22 protein-coding genes are annotated in these 19,567 nt (G+C 70.2%); 11 read left to right on the forward strand and 11 right to left on the reverse strand.

Annotated features, from left to right (window positions below; translation table 11 throughout):
- Window positions 1-529: 529 nt before the first annotated feature.
- From EAS64_RS31790 to EAS64_RS31800, 3 genes are read right to left on the reverse strand one after another with little or no spacing between them, the layout of a single operon-like run.
- Complete coding sequence (locus tag EAS64_RS31790; protein ID WP_187366316.1) at window positions 530-1,177, reverse strand: TniQ family protein; 648 nt, start codon at window positions 1,175-1,177, stop codon at window positions 530-532.
- Window positions 1,174-2,193 carry an AAA family ATPase gene (locus EAS64_RS31795; protein ID WP_145859015.1) on the reverse strand — a complete coding sequence of 340 codons (1,020 nt, stop codon included), beginning with the start codon at window positions 2,191-2,193 and terminating at the stop codon, window positions 1,174-1,176. Before EAS64_RS31795 ends, EAS64_RS31790 begins: the two co-directional genes overlap by 4 nt.
- Window positions 2,187-3,020, reverse strand: a complete 834-nt coding sequence (locus EAS64_RS31800) for a Mu transposase C-terminal domain-containing protein (RefSeq protein WP_145859017.1) — start codon at window positions 3,018-3,020, stop codon at window positions 2,187-2,189. The genes EAS64_RS31795 and EAS64_RS31800 overlap by 7 nt, the downstream gene beginning before the upstream one ends.
- A gap of 185 nt (window positions 3,021-3,205) precedes the next feature.
- On the opposite strand from EAS64_RS31800, the gene EAS64_RS31805 reads away from it, so the two are divergent.
- The 5 genes from EAS64_RS31805 to EAS64_RS31825 all read left to right on the forward strand — a co-directional run bounded on the left by EAS64_RS31805 (window position 3,206) and on the right by EAS64_RS31825 (window position 6,363).
- Entirely contained in the window at window positions 3,206-3,805 is a 600-nt protein-coding gene (locus EAS64_RS31805; RefSeq protein WP_222849588.1) for a DUF6431 domain-containing protein, read from the forward strand.
- Window positions 3,806-3,898: 93 nt separating this feature from the next.
- On the forward strand, window positions 3,899-4,519 hold the full coding sequence (locus EAS64_RS31810) for a helix-turn-helix domain-containing protein (RefSeq protein ID WP_222849756.1): 621 nt from the start codon (window positions 3,899-3,901) through the stop codon (window positions 4,517-4,519).
- Window positions 4,520-4,529: 10 nt separating this feature from the next.
- Entirely contained in the window at window positions 4,530-5,378 is an 849-nt protein-coding gene (locus EAS64_RS31815) for a DDE-type integrase/transposase/recombinase (protein WP_222849757.1), read from the forward strand.
- The gene (locus tag EAS64_RS31820; RefSeq protein ID WP_145856812.1) at window positions 5,375-5,557 is read left to right on the forward strand and encodes a hypothetical protein; all 183 of its coding nucleotides are present in this window, start codon (window positions 5,375-5,377) and stop codon (window positions 5,555-5,557) included. Before EAS64_RS31815 ends, EAS64_RS31820 begins: the two co-directional genes overlap by 4 nt.
- The gene (locus EAS64_RS31825) at window positions 5,554-6,363 is read left to right on the forward strand and encodes an ExeA family protein (protein WP_145856814.1); all 810 of its coding nucleotides are present in this window, start codon (window positions 5,554-5,556) and stop codon (window positions 6,361-6,363) included. Before EAS64_RS31820 ends, EAS64_RS31825 begins: the two co-directional genes overlap by 4 nt.
- A 109-nt stretch (window positions 6,364-6,472) precedes the next feature.
- Here EAS64_RS31825 and EAS64_RS31830 read toward each other — a convergent pair whose 3' ends face one another.
- The 4 genes from EAS64_RS31830 to EAS64_RS31845 form a co-directional block, all read right to left on the reverse strand.
- Window positions 6,473-7,720 (reverse strand): TnsB C-terminal domain-containing protein, encoded by a 1,248-nt coding sequence (locus EAS64_RS31830; protein WP_222849758.1) that lies wholly within the window; start codon window positions 7,718-7,720, stop codon window positions 6,473-6,475.
- Window positions 7,717-8,481 carry a TnsA-like heteromeric transposase endonuclease subunit gene (locus EAS64_RS31835; protein WP_222849759.1) on the reverse strand — a complete coding sequence of 255 codons (765 nt, stop codon included), beginning with the start codon at window positions 8,479-8,481 and terminating at the stop codon, window positions 7,717-7,719. The genes EAS64_RS31830 and EAS64_RS31835 overlap by 4 nt, the downstream gene beginning before the upstream one ends.
- A complete protein-coding gene (locus tag EAS64_RS31840; protein WP_145859018.1) occupies window positions 8,472-9,260 on the reverse strand; it encodes a DUF4253 domain-containing protein in 789 nt (262 codons plus the stop codon). The genes EAS64_RS31835 and EAS64_RS31840 overlap by 10 nt, the downstream gene beginning before the upstream one ends.
- A 344-nt stretch (window positions 9,261-9,604) precedes the next feature.
- Window positions 9,605-10,576: a hypothetical protein gene (locus EAS64_RS31845; protein ID WP_145859020.1), complete on the reverse strand. Its 972-nt coding sequence runs from the start codon at window positions 10,574-10,576 to the stop codon at window positions 9,605-9,607.
- Window positions 10,577-10,774: 198 nt separating this feature from the next.
- Here EAS64_RS31845 and EAS64_RS31850 point away from each other — a divergent pair, with 198 nt between their 5' ends.
- Complete coding sequence (locus EAS64_RS31850; protein ID WP_145859022.1) at window positions 10,775-11,326, forward strand: hypothetical protein; 552 nt, start codon at window positions 10,775-10,777, stop codon at window positions 11,324-11,326.
- Between the two features lie 54 nt (window positions 11,327-11,380).
- Here the strand turns inward: EAS64_RS31850 and EAS64_RS31855 are convergent, their stop codons facing one another.
- The gene (locus tag EAS64_RS31855) at window positions 11,381-12,703 is read right to left on the reverse strand and encodes an IS630 family transposase (protein ID WP_222849036.1); all 1,323 of its coding nucleotides are present in this window, start codon (window positions 12,701-12,703) and stop codon (window positions 11,381-11,383) included.
- A 40-nt stretch (window positions 12,704-12,743) separates the two neighbouring features.
- On the reverse strand, window positions 12,744-14,072 hold the full coding sequence (locus tag EAS64_RS31860) for an IS630 family transposase (RefSeq protein WP_222849760.1): 1,329 nt from the start codon (window positions 14,070-14,072) through the stop codon (window positions 12,744-12,746).
- A gap of 181 nt (window positions 14,073-14,253) precedes the next feature.
- Here EAS64_RS31860 and EAS64_RS44010 point away from each other — a divergent pair, with 181 nt between their 5' ends.
- From EAS64_RS44010 to EAS64_RS31880, 5 genes are all read left to right on the forward strand, one after another.
- The gene (locus EAS64_RS44010; RefSeq protein WP_187366318.1) at window positions 14,254-14,391 is read left to right on the forward strand and encodes a hypothetical protein; all 138 of its coding nucleotides are present in this window, start codon (window positions 14,254-14,256) and stop codon (window positions 14,389-14,391) included.
- A gap of 191 nt (window positions 14,392-14,582) precedes the next feature.
- Window positions 14,583-14,711, forward strand: coding sequence for a hypothetical protein (locus tag EAS64_RS46930; protein ID WP_281283345.1), 129 nt, complete (start codon window positions 14,583-14,585; stop codon window positions 14,709-14,711).
- Between the two features lie 11 nt (window positions 14,712-14,722).
- Window positions 14,723-15,322, forward strand: a complete 600-nt coding sequence (locus EAS64_RS46300) for an MFS transporter (RefSeq protein ID WP_281283346.1) — start codon at window positions 14,723-14,725, stop codon at window positions 15,320-15,322.
- A 381-nt stretch (window positions 15,323-15,703) separates the two neighbouring features.
- Entirely contained in the window at window positions 15,704-16,378 is a 675-nt protein-coding gene (locus EAS64_RS31870; RefSeq protein ID WP_145859026.1) for an ABC transporter permease, read from the forward strand.
- Window positions 16,379-16,809: 431 nt separating this feature from the next.
- A complete protein-coding gene (locus EAS64_RS31880) occupies window positions 16,810-18,219 on the forward strand; it encodes a sialidase family protein (protein WP_145859027.1) in 1,410 nt (469 codons plus the stop codon).
- 113 nt (window positions 18,220-18,332) lie between these two features.
- On the opposite strand, the gene EAS64_RS31885 is transcribed toward EAS64_RS31880, so the two are convergent.
- Both EAS64_RS31885 and EAS64_RS31890 read right to left on the reverse strand, forming a co-directional pair.
- Window positions 18,333-18,704: a nuclear transport factor 2 family protein gene (locus tag EAS64_RS31885; protein WP_145859029.1), complete on the reverse strand. Its 372-nt coding sequence runs from the start codon at window positions 18,702-18,704 to the stop codon at window positions 18,333-18,335.
- A 194-nt stretch (window positions 18,705-18,898) separates the two neighbouring features.
- A complete protein-coding gene (locus EAS64_RS31890; protein ID WP_145859031.1) occupies window positions 18,899-19,375 on the reverse strand; it encodes a hypothetical protein in 477 nt (158 codons plus the stop codon).
- Window positions 19,376-19,567 lie beyond the last annotated feature (192 nt).

Consider the following 19,567-nt stretch of genomic DNA (forward strand, 5'->3'; position numbering starts at 1 on the left):
GGGAAATTTCCCCAGTTCGGGGAAATTTCCATGGCTTGAGCGTAACGGCCGCTGCTTGCGGGCGCCAGGCATTTCGCGTTCCGTCCTGATTGCTGGGTCCCGGGTGGTCCCCTCCGAGTGCGTCCGGCGGCGGTCACGTTCCATGCTGTCCGCAGAGCCAGGGCAGGCGAAATATCCGCCGATATGGCCGGCAGTCGATGCATCACAGACTCGCTCGAAGCCTGTCTGCTCATGCCGGTCGTTTGCTCGTCGGCGGCGGTCCTGAAATGCTTCGCGCATGTCTTCCCTCCCCACCTCCGCCGAGGACGTCATCGGTCAGCCAGCCGGATTCATCCGCGCAGGCCAGCACGATCCGCGCCCGCTGCGTCAGCGACTGCGACGCGGTTCGCTTGCGGACCAGCGTGTCCTGTCTCAGGATTCGTTGCCTGGTGCGACGCTGTGACCAGGGCCGGACAATCTTGAATGGGACGGTTGGCTGCCGTGGTGGGGGCGCCGTCGGGCGGGCAGGACGCGTTGACGCAGGTTTGTCTCAGTCGATCTTGTCCGGTGCCTGTGCTGCCCGGCGGCTGACGACGTAGGCGCGGAGAGTCGGATAGGCGACGGTGGTGCTGTGGTCGTCGGCGAGGCGCTGCCAGATCGTGGCGGTGGCGATCGCGGGGTCTGCGTCGATCATCGCGTCGATCTGGGGGTGCAGGCCGTTGAGGGCTGCTGGCTCGCGGTGGATCTTCTTCCTCGCGGGCGGGTCCGGGGAGTCGAGGGCCTTGATGATGGTGCGGCGGCCGACGTGGTGCTTGCGCTCGATCGTCCGCTCGGACATGCCCGCGTCGGAGTCGCGGCGGATCACCGCGTATCTCTGCTGTTTTGCGGCGTAGGCATGCTGGATGTCTTCTCTGGTGTAGCGGCGTCCGGTCCCTGTTTGCCGGAGAGCGGCGGGGCCAAGTTCGGGGAAGGCGCGCAGGATCGCGTGCGGCTTGCGGCCTGCCAGGACGGCGAGTTCCGCAGCGTCGATGGGGCCGTAGCTGCCGCGGGGCGTGGCGAGGTATCGGCGCAGGTAGCTGAAGCGCAGGTGGTTCGCGGCGGCCAGCCGGCGCAGGTAGGAGTCGGCGGTCTCACCCTGGCGGGGGCGGGGCCGGACAGGGAGCGGCGGGGGCCTCTGGCCGTTGCCGGTCCCGGTCACGGCTTTCCCTGCCGGGTGCTGGATGCCTGGGAGGCGATGTCGACGGGGATGGCGTCCATGGACGTGCGGGTGATCTTCTCGGTGCCGTCGATGACGGCCTGGATGGCGGCGGAGCGGATGAGCCAGAGCAGGCTGCCGATCATCCCGCCGGTCCGCTGGTGGAGGTAGCCGGCCAGGTCCGGGAGGGCGCCGGCCGGGTGGCGGTGCAGCCGCAGGCTGCCCTCGATCGCGGCGACCAGGGTGGCCCACTGCGCGTCGCGGGGGAACGGGCCGGTGCGGACCATCGAATAGCGTCCCGCGATCTGCTCGCCGCGAGGGCCGGACAGCAGCCCGGCTCTCTCGACGTTGATCCCGGACAGCACGAAGGTCGCGGGGATCCTTTCGGAGAAGTACTTCAGGGTGTCGGACGCCTCGGCCCCGGGGCGGGTCGCGATGTTGAGGTTGTGGATCTCGTCAACGCAGATGGCGGTCGTCCTCACATCGGCGCAGACGCCGCAGACGGCCTCGATGATGTCGGTGATGTTGGCCTGCCGGGTGACCGGGATGCCGAGGAACCGGGCGAACTCCGCCGCGATCATCCGGGGGGTGGCGGCGGGCGGGACGGTGATGTAGATGACCGGGATGTGATCGGCGCAGCCCGGGTAGCGGCGGCGGTGGATGACCTCGATGGTCTTGCCGAGCTGGGTGATCGCGGTGGTCTTCCCCGTCCGGGCAGGGCCGGACACGATCAGCCCGGAGCGGCCGAAGCGGGCGGCCCGGTTCATGTGGGCCAGCCGCCTGCCGGTGGTCACGACGTCGCGGACCGCCGGGGTCTGGACGACCAGGAGCCGGGAGTGGTGGGCGATCCGGTCATCGTCATAGTGAGCCCGCTTGCCAGGGTCCAGGTCCTGCCAGGTCACGGTGTCGAGCAGCTCTGGGATGGCGGGCAGCTCGCTGGCGAACTGCCGCCAGCCGGAGAGGGAGGTCAGGGCCTGGAGCTGGGGGTCCACGTCGGGCCCGGGCTGGCGGGTCACCATGGCTTGTCGGCCTCGGCGAAGGGGTCGAAGATCGGCATCGGGATGACCTCGGCCAGCGGGGCGTCCTCCTGGCTTCCGGCTTGCGGCCGGGCGTCGTTCCGGGCGGGCCGGGGGTTCTTCTGGGAGGCGGGGAGCTGCTGCGCTGCCCTGGTCCGTGCTGCGACTCGCCGGCTTCGGCGGTCCTGCTTCGGCCCGCCCGGGCCGCCAGGACCCAGGCTGGCCCGCTGGAGCAGGCTTTCGACGGCGTCCGCGAGTTCTGCCTCGGTGGCCCCTGGCTGGCGGGCGCGGGCGTGGTCCCAGGCCATCTCGCCGAAGGGGGCGGCGACCCGGTGAAGCTGGGTCCAGAACACGGTGATCCAGCCGCCGTTCCAGTGGTCGCGGACCCAGATGCGGGAGATGTCGTAGGGGTCGCAGTGGACTTCCCACTTGCCGTCGTGCCCGGTGATGCCGGATGACTGCTGGCGGAAGGGGTTGAGCTCGGGGCCGTCGTAAGTGCGGCGGGCGACCTTGATGCCATAGGCGTTAATGGCGTTCCAGCGGGCGGGCAGCAGCTCGACGTAGTCATCGGCCGTCAGAGCGACCGGGACGTACCCGCAGGCCTCGACCATCGCGGCGTACTTCTCGTTCGGCGTGAACGCCCGCCCGGGATGGAGGGGGTCGCGGAGCTCGTCGTGCGGGCGGTTCTGCCAGGCCGCGATGATCCACTCATCAAGCAGCGCCTGCAGTTCCGTGAGCGACCAGGCGGCCTGCTGGCCCTCGCCGCGGCCCCGGAACTCGGGGCTGCGGCCCGTGTAGCCGGCGACGAACTGGGCGAACAGCGTCGCCATGGACCCCAGGGTGTTGAGCGGCACCCTGGGTGCTCACGTAGTTCCGGGTTTCCGGCATTGTGTTTCCCGATGATGTTGGGCTGCGTGTTTCCCTGGCCTGGGTGTTCGTCGGCGGCGGCACCTTGCCGATGGGGGCATGAGTAGGCCCTCCCGGTGTCTCTTGGCCGAGTGCGCCCGGGAGGGCCGTGAAGCGCTCGGAGGCGCTTGTGGTCACGGTAGGGGCAAATCCGGCTGAGGTCGAACGGTCGCTGGCGGGCGGGGAGCTTGAGTGCCCGCTGTGCGGCGGGGTGCTCGCGCGGTGGGGGCACGCGCGGCCGCGGGTGCTGAGGGGCGGGCAGGGGCCGGTTCGGCTGCGGCCGCGGCGGGCCCGCTGCTCGGGGTGCGGGTCTACTCACGTGCTGCTGCCGGCTTTCGCCCTGCTGAGGCGGGCTGACCTGGCCGAGGTGATCGGGGCGGCGCTGGCGGCGAGGGCCCTGGGGAAGGGGGCGCGGCCGATCGCGACGGCGTCCGGGCGGGCGCTGGCCACGGTCCGGGGCTGGCTGCGGCGGTTCGGGGCGCGGGCGGAGGCGGTGCGGGTGTTCTTCACCGGGCTGCTGGTGGAGACCGGGGTCGATCCGGTCCCGCCGGCGCAGGGGCCGTCGCCGTTCGCCGACGCGGTCGCGGCGGTTGCCGGGGCCGCGTCGGCGGTTTCCTCGCGCTGGCCGGGCATCGGCAGGGTGTCGCCGTGGCGGGCGGCGAGCGCGGCCAGCGGCGGCCGGCTGCTGTCGCCGGGCTGGCCCCGGTAGCTGTCCAACACGAGTTCCCCCTGATGCGGGGTGCCGCTGGCCTGGGAATCTTCGCGGGTTGTCCGTTTTGGCATCTCGTGAAAGAGGTTTTCCTTGACAAGGAGAGACGACGACCAGGCGGTGCGGCTGGAGCGCGCCCGCGCGATCGGGCTGTTCCGCTACATGCTGATCCGGGAGGCCGCCGACCCCACTTTGACGGGGCGGCAGCGGGGGGCGATGGTGCGGGCGATCGCGGCGGTCCCGCATACCGACCCGGAGGGGCGGACGGTCCGGATAACCCGGTGGACTCTGGACCGGTGGATCCAGGACTGGCGCAAGGGCGGGTTCGACGCGCTCGTGCCGTCGCCGCGGCAGTCCCAGCCGCGGACCCCGCCGGAGGTTTTCGAGCTGGCGACCGCACTGAAGAAGGAGAACCCGGACCGGAGCGCAGCGCAGGTCAAGCGGATCCTGGAGGCCCAGCACGGGTGGGCGCCGGACGAGCGGACCCTGCAGCGGATGTTCGTCCGCACCGGGCTGACCGCGCTGCGGGCCCCGGCGGAGCCGGCGGTCTTCGGCCGGTTCGAGGCGGACCGCCCGAACGAGCTCTGGACCGGAGATGCCCTCCACGGGCCGAGGATCGGAGGGCGCAAAACATACCTATCAGTTACGTGGAATCCGAGCGCGGAAGGCACTGTCGGCCGAAGGCCGTCCTCACCTGCGAGGATTCCCACGTAACACGGATTCTGTGGACTGCGACGAAGGAGCATTCCACAGAATTTTCGCCTTCGTCGACGACCACTCCCGGGCGGTCACGGGACACCGGTGGGGGTTCGCCGAGGACACCGTCCGGCTGGCCGCCGCGCTGCGCCCGGCGCTGGCCGCCCGCGGCGTCCCCTCCTACGTCTACGTCGATAACGGCAGTGCGTTCGTCGACTCGTGGCTGATGCGGGCCTGCGCACGGCTCGGCATCAAGCTGGTCCACTCCGCCCCGGGCCGCCCGCAGGGCAGGGGCAAGATCGAGCGGTTCTTCCGCACCGTCAACGGCGAGTTCACCGTCGAGATCGCCGCCGGCGACGGCCAGCCGGGACGCAAGGTGGACAGCCTGGCCGAGATGAACAGGCTGTTCACCGCCTGGGTGGAGAACGTCTACCACCGCCGCGTCCACAGCGAGACCGGCATGGCTCCTCTCGCCCGCTGGATGGCCGGCGCCCCGTTCCCCGTCCCGTCGCCCGGCGACCTGGCCGACGCGTTCCGCTGGGGCGAGTACCGGACCGTCGCCAAGACCGGCCTGGTGTCCCTGCACGGCAACCGCTACCAGGTCGACCCGTCACTGGCGGGCCGCAAGGTCGAGCTGGTCTTCGACCCCTTCGACCTGTCCTTCCTGCGGGTCCGCAGCGAGGGGAAGGACGCCGGGACCGCCCAGCCGTTCCAGGTCAGCCGCCACTCCCACCCCAAGGCCAGGCCCGAGGTCCCGGCCGAGCCGCCCGTCCCCACGACGGGCATCGACTCCCCCGCGCGGGTCGACGCCCGCCACACCGCCGAGCTGGCCGGCAAGGTCAACTACTCCGCCCTCGCCGGGCCGGAGGAGCCGTGACCCGGCCCGCCGCCCCGTCCCCCGGCGAGGTTTCCGCCCTCATCGCCTGGATGAGGCGCCTGTCCGACGCCGGCATCCGCAACGCCAGCCCCGCCGAGCTCGCAGCCTTCCAGAACGCCAAGAAGAACCTCATCGCCCGCATCGAGCGCCGCGACGAACAGCCAGGAGACACCGGATGATCGAGAAGCTGCAGGCCCACTACGGGTTCAGCCGCATGCCCTTCGGCCGCAACCTCGCCCCCGGGATGCTGCACCGCCACGCCGCCCACAACGAGGCCGTCGCCCGCATCGCCTGGTGCATCAGCGAGCGCTCCATCGGCGTCATCACCGGCGAGGTCGGCGCGGGCAAAACCGTCTCGGTCCGCACCGTCCTGGCCGGCCTGGACCCCTCCAGGCACACGATCATCTACCTGCCCAACCCGATGATCGGCGTCCGCGGCATGCACGAGGAGATCCTCAACGTCTTCGGCCAGTCCCCGTCCCACCTCGGCTCCCGGCTGTTCACCCAGGTCAGCAAGGCCCTCATCGCCGAGCGCGAGGAACGCGGCCGCACCCCGGTCCTGGTCCTGGACGAAGGCCACCTCCTGTCCTACGAGCAGCTGGAGACGATCCGCATGCTCACGAACACCTCGATGGACCAGGACTCGCCGCTCGCCTGCCTGCTCGTCGGCCAGCCGACCCTGCGGCGCACCATGAAGCTCGCCGTCCTGGCAGCCCTGGAGCAGCGCACCGCCCTGCGCTACACGATGCCCGGCATGACCCAGGCCGAGACCGCCAGCTACATCGCCCACCACGTGAACCTCGCCGGCCGGGCCGACCAGCTCTTCACCGAGGACGCCATGAACCTGATCCACTCCACCGGCCGCGGCTACCCCCGCGCCGTCAACAACCTCGCCCTGCAATCCCTCGTCGCAGCCTTCGCCGCCGGCAAGAACCTCGTCGACGAGACCGCCGCCCGCTCCGCCGTCAGCGAGGTCATCGACTGACACCGGCACCTCGCCGACAGCCGGCGACACCTCGCCAACCAGATCGCCCCGCCGGCCAAGCCCGGCGGGGCGATCTCGTCTCCAGCCATCGGCATCCTCAACGCCCGGGTCATCGGCATCCTGAACGCCGGGCAACACCCAGGGTCCGCTCGATGCGAGGCTTGTCGCTCCCGGTCGCCTTCCTGGCGGGCTGCAGGCTGATGCCGAGGTAAGCACACGATGCCCGGAAGTTCCGGGACATGAACACCTTGCCGTGGTCGGCCACGATGGTGTCGGGGATGATCACCGGCCGGGCGGCGGCAGCCTCCATGCGGGCGTCGATGTCGCTCAGCCGCCGGTGCGGCAGCGCCGAGGCCGACATCGCCAGGGCCTTCGCCCAGCCGGGCCGCATCGGCTCGGGGGTAACGGTGCGGGCCAGCAGCACGCTCGCGTCGGCCGCCTTCGCCGACGGCTGCAGGACCGCCGCAGTCACCGTGCGGGTCGCGACGTCGATCATCGCGGTCAGCTCGGCCCGGCCCTCGACGCCGTCATCCAGGCGGACCAGCACGTCCAGCGGGGTGGAGTCGATCTCCATCAGCTCGCCCGGGGCAGTCGGCTGCAGGCCGCTGAACGGGCCTTCCGGGCGGGCGGCCAGCGACCGGCGGGTGCGGGCCGATCCGGTCGTGTGCTCCCCCGCCGACAGGACCGGGAACAGCCGGTAGAGGGTGGCCCGCGACGGCAGCCTCACCGCCCCGGGCCCGTGCTCGGCATCCAGGATCTGCCCGGCTCGCCAGAACACATAGGACGCCGTCCGGGTGGAGGCCTCCGTGGCCTCGGCGATCGCCTGCCGCATCGCCTCGACGACCCGGGGATCGGCCCGGCCATAGGGCCGGGTGCGTCGGGCTGCCCTGCGGTCGGCCATCGCGGCCACGCCGCCGGCCTCATACCGCTGCCTGCGCTGCTTGACCGCGCTGGCCGTCACCGGCCTGCCCCCTGCGGTCAGCTCTGCCGCCTTGGCCTGCTCCCGCCGGGTCAGCGACGCCAGCCCGGGATCGTACTCGGGCCGGGGGACCGCTCCCGGCGGCGAGTCAGGCGGCAGGCCGCGGAGCACCTCCACGATGTGCCGCTCCCACCACAGGGCCTCGGCGACTGCGGCCGCCGGCAGGCCGTCGAGCGGAGCGGCCGGCGGCAGCGGGCCCGGCATCCGGGCGCCAGCGACCTCGAAGCCGGGATCGGCAGCCAGTTCCGTGACGGTCGCCTCCGTCAGCGTCCCGTCCGGGCCGGAGAGCCGGACAGTGGTCCCTGCCAGCCCGATGACGGCGTGCTCGGCGTCACGGAACCGGACCCGGTCCCCGATCCGCATCCGCGGCCGGCTCACTGGCCGCCGCCCGCGACCGAGACGATGCTCGACGGGCCCAGCGGCCCGCCAGCAAGGTCAGCCGTCAGCTCCTGGCGCCAGGCCAGGTGGAACAGGACCGGGAGCACCGCCAGGGAGTCCCCGGCCTCAGCTGCCCCGGCCAGCAGCGGGCCAGGGACAGCGAACACCCGCCGCAGCGCGTCCGCCATCCCGGGGCGGCCTGCGCAGCGGGGATGCCGGTAACGCGACAGCCACCGCACGTTCGCCGCGAGCACCGGGTCGACCGTCCCCACCCGGCGGAACTCCCAGCCGGCGGCCGTGCAGGCCCGGGCCGTGACCTCGAAAGCCTCCGCGTCCCCAGCCTCGATCCGGTCATCAGCGCGGACGTCGATCACGACGCCAGTCCCGTCGGCCAGCCGGGCGAAGAAGTCAGGAGCATGACGGCGGCGACGGCGGCCGTCATGCCAGTGCAGCCAGAACGGCTGCGACGCGACCGCCGTCACGGCCGGGTCGAAGTCCAGCAGCATCACGTGGTCCCGCTCCAGCCAGGACTCGTAGCCGACATGCCGGCTAGTGGTCGCCAGCCACCACCAGCCCGGGAAGTGCCCCTGGCCCCGCGACCACCGGAACGGGCGGACGGGCGTGGCCTCCTCGAACCGCACCCCGCCGCACTCCGCCAGCCAGGCGCGGCGACGGCCGTCACCGGAGAATTCCAGCTCAACTTCAAAATCGCGGACTTCAGCGGCCGGCCCCGTGTTCCCGAACCCCGGGGTCAGTCCCACCAGAACGTCCAGACGGGCGACTTCACCAGCCTGCCGGCTATGCCCGGGATATCCCGGTAGCTCTCGATGCACTCGTCGGCGAACGCGAAGTGCTCGGCGGCGATGCGCTCGGCCGCTTGCAGGCTGCGCGGCGGCCGCTCCACCAGCAGTCGCAGGTCAGCGAAACCCACGTCGACCAGCACGGCACCGAAGCGGTCTTCCCACGAGCGCAGCACCGCGGTGATGGCGAGCACCGCGGTGCGCTCCCGCTGGCATCCGGCCCAGCCGATCGCGGCCGGGACATCGGCGGGACGGTCAGCGGCGACCAGGCCGATGCGGGCGGCGGCGGACGCACGCTTTCGCGCCCTTAGCCCAGGCAGCACCGTGTCCAGGGCGGCCTGCAGCTCGGCCGGGGACAGCGGGGCCTGCTCAGCCGGGGCCAGGCCCGGGAACCGGCCGGCATCGTCTGGCAAGTTACTGCGGTTCCACCAGTCCTCCAGCAAGGCACCCGGATCCAGTGCATCCGCCTGGCGGGGATCCTCGGGATCTTCGAATTCCCCCTCGTCCCAGGGGCGGCCGGCATCGCCGTAGAGGCCGTCCAGCAAGATGGGCACCAGGCCCGTCTGGTCACTGGCTGCGGACAACGCGGCCCAGACCCGGCCCGTTTCCGGCACGGGATCGTCCGTCGCCCAGGCGACCGGCTCTCCCGAGCCGTAGTCCGCCGTGACCAGCCTGCCGGCCGGCAGAGTCACCGATCCGAGCCGGACCGGCCCCTCATCCGGCAGCTGCCCTCCGGCCATCGCTCATCCTCCCGCCATGCCGGCCAGCCGAACGACCCAACCCGGCTGACGCCGACAGCCCCGGACTGGGCAATAGCATCAGCCTCGACATGCATCCCGGACTGCGGGACACCGGCCAATCACGTACCGGGCAAACTGTAGTGAGACCAATGTGCCTGACGGGCAACATTCGCTGAGATCGGGCACTCCTCCCTGAGACGGGACACAGCGCCTCCAGCGACGTGCGCTCGGCACCGGTGGCTTTGTGCGTGAGAGTTGACCGCGGTTGTTCGCGAGTTGTGACCGTAGCCCTGGTCGCGTGAAGTCGTTGTTCGCGAGTTCTGACCGCGCGGCTCTGCCTGCGGTCAGGGTTCGCGGAAGAGTACTCGGGTGACGTAGGCGGCCATTGGCTCCGGGAGGTTGGCCGGGTGGCGGCGGGCGGCGGCCTCGCTGGCCGTGGTGAGTACCTTCGCGCTGGCGCGGGCGGCTGCGCGCAGTGCGGGCGCGTCGAGGCCGGCCAAAGTGGACTCGATGCCCGGCGGCAGGTTCCCGGGTTCGTGATCGAGTACCTGCGACAGGCCGTGCCACGGGTACAGGGCGCCCTGCGCCGCCGCCCACAGTGCCCAGATGTAGTGGCGGGCCTCGTGCAGCCGGCTGTGGGCCTCCCACAGCGAGCCCCGCCGCAGGTACTTATCGGCGTCGATCAGCATGCACCAGCCGTGGAAGGCCCACTCCCGGATCTGGCCGCCGGTGACCGCGTACGCGGCCGGCGGCTCGCTGCCGGGTACGCCCCCGCCTGCCGGCAGCTGGTCCTCTGGCTGCCAGGTGCCCGGCAGGCCGGGTGCCGTGTACAGCGGGATGAAGTCCGGGGCACCGCCGGCGCGGCGCCGTGTCTCGATCTCGGCCTCGGCCACGACTGCCAGGTCGAGTTGAGTGCCGTCGGCGAACTGGGCGAAGATCCGCCGGACGTGCTGGCTGCCGGGCCCGGTACGGTGCCGCAGCACGTCGACGAGCGCACCCATCTCCGGCAGGGCAGCCGCCACCATCGCCTCGGCGGTTCCTATCATCGCGGCGCCGGGCTCGCCCCGGGGGGCGTCGACGCCGAGCGCAGCGTCGATGTCGGAAAGCGCGTCGGCCGCGCCGCGGCCCAGCGAGCAACCGACCAGCAGCGACATCACCAGCGGCCAGGTCTCGCAAAGGTCGGCCAGGCGGGCCATGACGCGCCGTTGCGCCGCGAGCTCATCAGGCAGCGCCGCGAGCCAGGCACGGCCCGCCAGCGCACCGGCGGCAGTGCTCCCGCCAGCAGGTTCCGGCCCCGCTCCGGCCACGATCGGCACCGCCTCACCTGATCACGCGCCACAGCTCCTGCCGCGCCGACGTAGACACGTAGCGCGGTCACTTCTCGCCATCATCGATCATGCCTCCCGACCGCCAAGTGCGGACAGCACCAGCGGGACCAGTCTCGGACTCGGCATGAGCCGAGTCTACAAACTGGAAGGAAAGTCCTGACTCAGGGATATTAAGATGCTGAATTCATGAGGCTGGCGAAGCTGGAAATCGCGTTGCAGGACTGGGCAGGCACGCCTTGCGGCTGCGGGCGCTCAGCCGGGCACGTGGCGGAAGACCTGCTGCGGATCGCCCAAGGCCAGGCCCGCAGCGCCGTGGGAGCGCTTGAGGGGCACGCGTGGAGCGTGCCCGTGCTGTTCCTCCCCGCCCCCGCAGTGACGTCGGTGGCCCTTGCGGCCCTTGCGGATGACATCCCGCCGGAGGCGCGAGACCAGTTCCTGGACCTTCTGCTGTACATGGTCGCCGGCGACGGAACAGACTTCGAGGGCGCTGCCCGCGGGCTCGACCTTCCGGCACTGTGCCGGGACATCGCTGCCCAGGGGCTGTGGCTGCTCTACAGGGAAGTGGCTTCAGGCAGGTCTGTTCCGGCGGCCGGCACCGCCTTCGAGATCCTGACCGTAGTAGAGACGAACCGGGCGCGGCTTCACAGGGTCCGCGACAATTCCGGCGAACTGCTGCCGGGGCACTGCCGCAGCGGGTTGTGTGACGACGAGTGGCCCGCCGACGAGGGCAAGAACTAAAGACTGTTCCCCGACGCTGCACCAAACATGCTGACGGATTAACGACTGAGAACACTAGTGTGTCCCGCCGGAAATCTTCGACAGATATTCGGCCAGGGAGTGGAGTATCTCCTCGGCGGTCTTGGTCCAGGCGAAGGGACGCGGGTTCTCGTTCCACTGCCCGATCCAGTCGCGGATGTCGGCTTCCAGGGCCTGGACGGACTTGTGGACGCCGCGGCGGATCTTCTGGTCGGTGAGGTAGCCGAACCAGCGCTCGACCTGGTTGATCCAGCTGGACCCGGTCGGGGTGAAGTGGACGTGGAAGCGGGGATGGCGGGCCAGCCAGTCCTGGATGACCGGGGTCTTGTGGGTTCCGTAGTTGTCGCAGACCAGGTGGACGTCCAGGCCGGCCGGGACGTTCTTGTCGATCTTCTTGAGGAACTTCAGGAACTCCTGGTGGCGGTGGCGGCGGTGCAGCTCGCTGATCACGGTGCCGTCGGCGATGTCGAAGGCGGCGAACAGGCTGGTCACGCCGTGGCGGGCGTAGTCGTGGGTGCGCCGCTCGGGCATCCCGGGCATCATCGGCAGCACCGGCTGGGACCGGTCGAGGGCCTGGACCTGCGACTTCTCGTCCACGCAGAGCACCACGGCCTTCTCCGGCGGGTTGTGGTAGAGGCCGACGACGTCGACGACCTTCTCCACGAACAGCGGGTCGGTGCTCAGCTTGAACCCGTCGATGAGATGGGGCTTGAGGTCGAACTTGCGCCAGATCCGCCCGATGGTGGACTGCGACAGGCCGCTGCGGCGGGCCATCGAGGCCCGCGACCAGTGCGTGGCGTCCCGGGGGATCTCCTCCAGGGTGGCGGTGACGACCTCCTCGACCTTGTCCAGCAGGATGGACGGCGGCCGGCCGGGCCGCTTCTCATCGCCCAGCCCGTCCAGCCGGCCCGTGATGAACCGGCCCCGCCACCGGGCCACGTTGTGCTCGGTCGTCCGCAGCTCCGCGGCCACGGCCTTGTTCTCCCTGCCCTCCGCGCAGGCCAGCACGATACGCGCCCGCAGCGCCAGGACCTGCGACGTCTTCCCCCGCCGCGCCCACCGGGCCAGCTGCTCCCGCTCGGCACCCGTAAGCACGAGCTCCGCCTTCCTGCGCCCGGGACGCGGGGTGTCCGCCAGTCCCGCCGTGCCGGACTTGGTGAACCGCGAGCGCCACTTCCGCACCGTCTCAACGGAAATCCCTAGCTCAGCTGCCACCCCGGAATTCCCCTCGGCCGAGCCCGAGCAGGCCAGCACGATCCCGGCACGCTCCTGCAGGCGGCGGTCACCGGAGCGCGCCAGCCGCTCAAGCTCAGCCCGGACCTCACCCGACAGCGCCAGCGGCGCAACAGGAAGCGACATAACAACAGTCTACGTATTTATGTCGCTAACCTCAGGCGGATCACACTAGTGTGCCCCGCCGGAAATCTTCGACAGATATTCGGCCAAGGGAGTGGAGTATCTCCTCGGCGGTCTTGGTCCAGGCGAAGGGACGCGGGTTCTCGTTCCACTGCCCGATCCAGTCGCGGATGTCGGCTTCCAGGGCCTGGACGGACTTGTGGACGCCGCGGCGGATTTTCTGGTCGGTGAGGTAGCCGAACCAGCGCTCGACCTGGTTGATCCAGCTGGACCCGGTCGGGGTGAAGTGGACGTGGAAGCGGGGATGGCGGGCGAGCCAGTCCTGGATGACCGGGGTCTTGTGGGTGCCGTAGTTGTCGCAGACCAGGTGGACGTCCAGGCCGGCCGGGACGTTCTTGTCGATCTTCTTGAGGAACTTCAGGAACTCCTGGTGGCGGTGGCGGCGGTGCAGCTCGCTGATCACGGTGCCGTCGGCGATGTCGAAGGCGGCGAACAGGCTGGTCACGCCGTGGCGGGCGTAGTCGTGGGTGCGCCGCTCGGGCATCCCGGGCATCATCGGCAGCACCGGCTGGGACCGGTCGAGGGCCTGGACCTGCGACTTCTCGTCCACGCAGAGCACCACGGCCTTCTCCGGCGGGTTGTGGTAGAGGCCGACGACGTCGACGACCTTCTCCACGAACAGCGGGTCGGTGCTCAGCTTGAACCCGTCGATGAGATGGGGCTTGAGGTCGAACTTCCGCCAGATCCGCCCGACGGTGGACTGCGACAGGCCGCTGCGGCGGGCCATCGAGGCCCGCGACCAGTGCGTGGCGTCCCGGGGGATCTCCTCCAGGGTGGCGGTGACGACCTCCTCGACCTTGTCCAGCAGGATGGACGGCGGCCGGCCGGGCCGCTTCTCATCGCCCAGCCCGTCCAGCCGGCCCGTGATGAACCGGCCCCGCCACCGGGCCACGTTGTGCTCGGTCGTCCGCAGCTCCGCGGCCACGGCCTTGTTCTCCCTGCCCTCCGCGCAGGCCAGCACGATACGCGCCCGCAGCGCCAGGACCTGCGACGTCTTCCCCCGCCGCGCCCACCGGGCCAGCTGCTCCCGCTCGGCACCCGTAAGCACGAGCTCCGCCTTCCTGCGCCCGGGACGCGGGGTGTCCGCCAGTCCCGCCGTGCCGGACTTGGTGAACCGCGAGCGCCACTTCCGCACCGTCTCAACGGAAATCCCTAGCTCAGCTGCCACCCCGGAATTCCCCTCGGCCGAGCCCGAGCAGGCCAGCACGATCCCGGCACGCTCCTGCAGGCGGCGGTCACCGGAGCGCGCCAGCCGCTCAAGCTCAGCCCGGACCTCACCCGACAGCGCCAGCGGCGCAACAGGAAGCGACATAACAACAGTCTACGTATTTATGTCGCTAACCTCAGGCGGATCACACTAGCTCGGCAAACGCGCAAGGACAAGCGCTCCCGTGTCCCAAATGGCTATAACGGTCTAAGCTTGCCGGCTACGAAGTGCGCACCGACGACGGCGGCCACCTGATCCGCGCCGCCTACGTCTGAGAGGAATCCTCATGCCACATCCCGCACAGGGCAGGGACGCCGTTCAGGTCTACATCGAGCGGCAGGACCGCCCCGTCAGGAGCTGGCAGATACAGGACGAGATAGCCAACCGGCTCGACACCCGGCACGCTCTTGTATACACGGGCTGATGCGGCTGGAACGGGAGGGCAGGGTATGCAAGCACGTCAGTCCGGAGAGTGGCGCCGAGTTCTGGTTTTCGCCAAGGAGCGAGACGTTCTGCGCTACCTGCGGGCAGCTGGCCCTGCCGGGAGTCCATACGCAGCCTGAGTGCCCGCGCCGAAAGCAGTAGCTGCGTGCAACAACGGACCGTCATGGCGGCATGCTGAGGTTAGATCAGGGCGGCAGCGTATTCGCGTTCGCCGGCACGCTATCGGTACCCGTCGTGCTCGCCCTCGCCTCCGCCTGGGGTGTACTCAAGCCCTGGACACCCCGGCCCGCGGAGCGCTGATCCCCGCCCTGATGCCCGGCGCCGCCGCCCGGTCATCGGCGTTGTCCGGGCTCGTGCTCCTGACCGGGATGACCGCCGGGTCCGCGCTCGGCGGCTGGCTGGTAGCGGCCCGCGGACCGGGCTGGGTCTTCGTGCTCAACGCCGTTTCCTTCGCCGCCGACGTCGTCATCCTGCACGCCCTGGCCCGGCGGGTGCCCGCACCCCCGCGGCTGCCGAGAACGCCGGGGCAGGTCCGCCAGGGCATCCGCTACGTGACCGCGATGCCGTCCCTGCGCGCCGCGATGTCCGCGCTCACCGTCATCGGCACTCTGGCGATCACCTTCCAGGTATCCATTCCGCTGCTGATCACAGGTACCTTCGGCGGCGGCCCCGCGCAGGTCGGCGAGGCATTCACCGCCGTGTCGGCCGGGGCATTGGCCGGCGCCATCTGGACCGCCACCCGGCCGCCCCGCCGCCCGATCACCGCACCCGCCGCGGCGGCGCTCGCGGCCGGCCTGGCCGGCGTCGCGGCCGCACCCCACCTGGTAGTCGCGCTGAGCGTGCTCGGCGTGGTCGCGCGTCGCCTGGTCGACCTACCTCACCTCGACCCTCGCGACCCTGCAGGGTGCTGACCCTCGTTACCTCGGCCGGGTGATGTCCCTGTTCGCCGTGGTGCTCATCGGAAGCACTCCGGTAGGCGGGCCAATCGCCACCGCCCTCGCCGCCGCGCTGAGCCCACGGGCACCATTCATCCTCGGCGCCAGCGCGGCACTCGGCGGCTCCCTGCTCCTGTCGCTGCACAACCGGTCATCGCCACCGGGCACTACGGTACCGACGCGCGCACGCACACACAGTAGACGCAGCCAGCATCCACGCGGCAAGCTAACCGCTCGGTGCGCCTTTTGGTTCTTGTCCCCGTCCAGGACCTCAGCCCGTGCTCTTCGTGCTGATGTTCCGGTACGTCTTTGGCGGCTCGATCCACGTTCCTGGTGTGAGTTACACGAACTATCTTCGTGCAGACCGTGATGTTCGGCGCCCAGAGCACTGCCGTCGGCATGGCAGAAGACCTCCGCAACGGGCTCATCGAGCGGTTCCGTTCGCTGGTCATGGCCCGCTCCGCTGTTCTCGCCGGCCGGGTCCTGGCCGATGCGCTGCTCAACATGTTCGGCATCCTCCTCATGCTCGGCGTCGGATACCTCGTCGGCTTCCGCCTTCACACCGACCTGGCAGCCTTGGTCGCAGCCACTGGCGTGCTGCTCTTCGGTTTCGCCATTTCGTGGGTCAACGCACTGCTCGGCATGGTTGCCAAGAGCGCCGAGGCCGCCGCAGCCGCCTCCCTCCCACTCACCGTCCTGCTCGCGTTCCCCTCCAGCGCCTTCTTGCTGACCGGCAACATGCCCGGGCCGCTGCGCGCCTACGCCGACCACCAGCCCCTCAGCGCAACCGTCAACGCCATCCGGCCCCTGCTGCTCGGAGGCCCGACCGCCTCGCATGCGGTGGCTGCCATCATCTGGTGCGCCGTCACGCAGCGATCAATCACACGCAGCCAGCTAGTTCCACGAAAACGGGACGGACGCATGCAAGCGGAAGAGAACACGGTGGCCGCCACATCCGGACTCCAGACGCCGCGCCGTACTGGAGCACGAAGGGGAAGACGGTGCTGTTCACGTGCGCCTCGCGCGGGATAGGCCGCTTCGCGGTGCTCGAAATCGCGCGGCTCGGAGCGCGGATCCTGGTCGTCGGGCACAACCAGGCGCGGGCCGTCCGGAGCGAACGCCACTGCCACAGGGGACCCGTCGTATGCGGTCAGCGGGGCGGAGAAGGCTCCGGTAGCCAGGTTGAACATCCGCACGTCGCCCGGACTGGCAATGGCGAGCGTCTTGCCGTCCGGGCTGAACGCCACGATCCGCTGGACAATGCCGGCCCCACCGCAAGCAGCGCCTGTCACGACGACCGGAGAACCGCCCGACAGTTTCCACACGTATACGTTTCCCGCGGTGAAATTCGCCCATCCACAGCTGGGCACCGCGAGCCGACCTTTGGTTCTGCCCTGTCACCGACAGTCTGGAATCGGCCGAACACGGCTGTTATGGTGTGCAGCATCGTCCGAGGGGGAACTATGAGGCCAGTTGGCGTCGCGCTCGCGGTTATGGCGCTGATCTCGGGTTCGCTTGCCGCCGCGGCTGCTAGCGCGAGCACCGGCATCACTATCTCGAAGGTAGTCGATGTCTCGGGTGATCAGACGGCCCAGAACGAGACGCCGATCGCGGTCAACCCGGCCAACCCGGCCAACATGATCACGGGCAGCAATGACTGGAACTACAACGACGGCTGCGGCGTGAACACCACGGTCGACGGCGGCGCGAAGTGGACCCCGGCGCTGCCCAGCGGGTTCCTCCCGGGCGTCACCAAGTTCACCAACGATCCCGCAGTGCCAGGCGACGGCGCCTATGACGCGGGCGGTGACCCGACGATCGCGTTCAGCCCGGACGGCAAGGTCGCCTACTACGCCTGCCAGGCCTTCAACTTCACCTCTCCGTACCAGATAGCCCTCCTGCTCAACAGGTCCTATGACGGAGGGCTGACCTGGCAGCACAGCGGCCTGACCCAGATCTCCACCTTCACCGGCAACGGGGTGAGCAAGGGGTCGAACGGGCAGTTCCCTGACCACGAGAACATTCATGTCGACCCGGCCAACGGCTACATCTACGTCACATGGGCCCAGTTCAACGGGAACGGCACCCACTCGCCGGTGAATGTGGCCGTGTCGCGCGACGGCGGGAACACCTTCACCGTCTCGCAGGTGACGGCGGCCAACGTGCGGAACAACCAGGACCAGCGCATCGTGACCGATCAGTCAGGCAACGCCTACCTCACGTTCGACAACGGCATCCAGGGCGGGAAGGGAACCGCTTTGTACGCGTCGAAGTCGGCCGATGGGGGCCGCACCTGGTCCGCTCCGGTCAGCTTCGCGACGCTGGCCGACCCGGTGTGCGTCTTCCCGCCGTCCTGCTTCAACCTCTCGGGCGGCCAGTTCCGCGCGGGCGGCACCTATCCCGCGCCGGCGTTCGACACGGTGCACGACAAGCTCGACGTGCTGGTCGCCGACATCCGCGGCAGCTACGCCGGGATGTATCTCTACGCGCTTGATCCGGCCACGCTGGCTGTCGCCTTCACCAGCAGTATCCCGGGCGGCAACGGGGACCGGTTCGAAGGCGAGCTCTCGGCCGCGCCGAACGGCCGGCTCGACGCCTCCTTCTACGACCGCGGGTACAGCGCCAACAAGCTCGTTGACCTGACCTATGCCACGAGCAGCGACGGCGGCCGCACCTGGCGGCAGGCGCGGGTGACTCCCCAGGGATTCGATCCCTCGACCTGGGGCGTGCCGGACGGGTCGTCGTTCCGCCCGTTCATCGGCGACTACAACGGCATCGTCTCCACCGCTGACCATGCGGCAATGACCTGGACCGGGTTCGCCCCGCCGCAGCCCTACAACCTCGAGGTTGATTTCGCCACCGCGACTCCATGACGCCGGCCCGCCAAACGGGCAGGCGGGCCGGCCACTAGAAACGGCCAGGCCGGCTAAGCCGCCACACGCCAGCGATGAGGAGGCCGGGAGGGCACGCGGGAACGACCAGTGGTTCAGCCCGAGCCAAGGGTGCTGAACTGGATCGCCGCAAGCTGCCATCCCCCCGGCCGCCAGATCCATACCTGGCTCAGCCGGACGCCGAGCTCCATCGACTCGCCGCGCCAGGTTGCGCGGCTGCGCTGAACGCAGCGCACGATCGCCGTCTTGTCGTACCGGCGTACGTCCACCTCGGTGGTCTCGATAGACAGGTAGCGGAACTCTCCGTGCCGGCCGATCCACCCCTGCTTGCCGAGCTGGTAGCCCTGCTCGCCGATTGACAGGAAGTCATCAGCGAGCAGGCCGCCGAGCCGTTCGGCGTCGCCGCGCAGCTCGGCATCGTCGAAGGCCCGCTGAAGCTCAAGGATGTCGTCAGCCACAGCGTCCATCCTGCCCGAGAGCCGCCCCGTCTAGTACGGCAGGACCCGGGTCCGTCGTGCTCCAGACTGGAGATGCGACCGCGGGAATCAGCGCAAGAGCCGCCGATCTGCGCGGCCAGGGTGGATCTGGGGGCGGCACTGCCGGAGATGCTGATCTGAGCGTTCTGCGTGTGCGCCGCAGGGGCGTCCCGGGGGGCTTCTCCTTAGTTTTGCCCGGTCCCTTTGCGTGTCGGCGCGGACTTGGGTGACCGCCCGCCGCCTTTGCCGGTCTGGAGCTCCCGGCTGGTTTTCTTCAGTTGCCGCATTGTCCGCAGGACGTAGCAGTACACGGCCGTGCCGAGGATGATCATCACGAAGCAGGCTGGCCATTGCAGTGGCTTGGGCAGGTACAGCGGGAGGAACCAGATGCGCCCGCGTGCGTGGGCCAGCTTCAGCACAGCGGGGAGGATTCCCTGGGGGAACAGCATGATGGCGCCCAGCGGGATGCCGAGTCCGATGGTCGCCCCGTGCTTGGTGGGCATCGGGGCTGCGCCCCTGGCCGTGGTTCGGGTTCTGGTCGCGGCCGGATGGTCACGGCCGGCCGTGCGGGCGCTGCGCGCCTCGGCGGCCAGGTGGCCTCGTGCGGCCGCCCGCAGCCGTTCGTCTTGCAGGGTCTTCATGAGCTGGTACCGGGGGTACATGGCCGGTTCCCTTCGTGTCTGCGGGTCACGGGCTGGCGGTGTTCCGCCTGTCGGGTGCGGGGCCCCTCAGGCTGGGGTGCCCGGTGCCGGCCGCGATTTCGCTGACCCGGCAGCTGCCTGGGCGGGCGGCGCCCAGGGTCGTTTCCGGCTGCCGCGGCACGATCGGGCGCTGGGTTCGTCCGGGCGGTCGGT

Source organism: Trebonia kvetii, from assembly GCF_007827045.1.
Classification (GTDB): Bacteria; Actinomycetota; Actinomycetes; order Streptosporangiales; family Streptosporangiaceae; genus Trebonia; species Trebonia kvetii.